At 55.3% G+C, this 777-nt stretch carries 1 protein-coding gene; it reads right to left on the bottom strand.

Annotated elements, in window-relative coordinates:
* Positions 1–107: 107 nt before the first annotated feature.
* Complete coding sequence (locus BN1128_RS14580; RefSeq protein WP_042870002.1) at positions 108–608, bottom strand: 2TM domain-containing protein; 501 nt, start codon at positions 606–608, stop codon at positions 108–110.
* Positions 609–777: the final 169 nt, after the last annotated feature.

Raw genomic sequence — 777 nt, 5'->3', positions numbered from 1 at the left:
GATAGCGACGCCCTGCCCCATTCACGCCAAGTGAGGCAATGAGCTTGAAATAGAACGGGCCCGGCATCTGCCGGGCCCGTTTTTATTGGTCATGCAGTACAAACCTGTTACAGCTTGCGTCCCAGCCGCTTCTCTATCTGACGCCGCTCCCATTCAGGCCCGAACAACTTGAAGGGCTGGAACATATTGATGGCATGGGAGATCAATCCCAATCCCCAACCCAGCGCCGGCCACCAGGCCCAGATATAATCCGGATTGCTGAGGTAGTTGATGACAAACAGCCCGCAAATTACCAGCACATAGCTGGCAATGTGATAGTAGAAGCCCTTGAGCCCCTCCACATAACGCATGGCCGCCCGCTCCTCTGCCGACACCTGTACCGCATCCTGGCCCATGGTTTCATTCCCTCTCATCTCATGCTCCTGTTGTTGTGTCCCATCCAGTTGAGCCACATCAAGTTCAAAGACGGAGGCCAGGGCCTTGAGAGACTCCAGTCCGGGCTGCTGACCCTGTTCGATCCGCTGTATGGTGCGAACGCTCAGGCCAGTCAGGGTCGCCAACTGATCCTGGGACCAACCCCGCTGCAATCTCAACTTCCTGACGATCATCATGAGCTCCTTGTGGTGATTGACAGGGCCAGCATAGGGCCTGAGTGGAGGGCGGTGACACGACAGATGCCCGACACCAACCTGACTATTCTTTAAAATCAATAAGTTGAAAACAATCTATGAGCACTATTGTCCATCGGCGGGCCAAACAACGGGCTCAACCCGCCAC

Source organism: Aeromonas piscicola (assembly GCF_000820005.1).
Taxonomy (GTDB): domain Bacteria; phylum Pseudomonadota; class Gammaproteobacteria; order Enterobacterales; family Aeromonadaceae; genus Aeromonas; species Aeromonas piscicola.
This window is presented reverse-complemented; position numbering and strand designations above follow the sequence as displayed.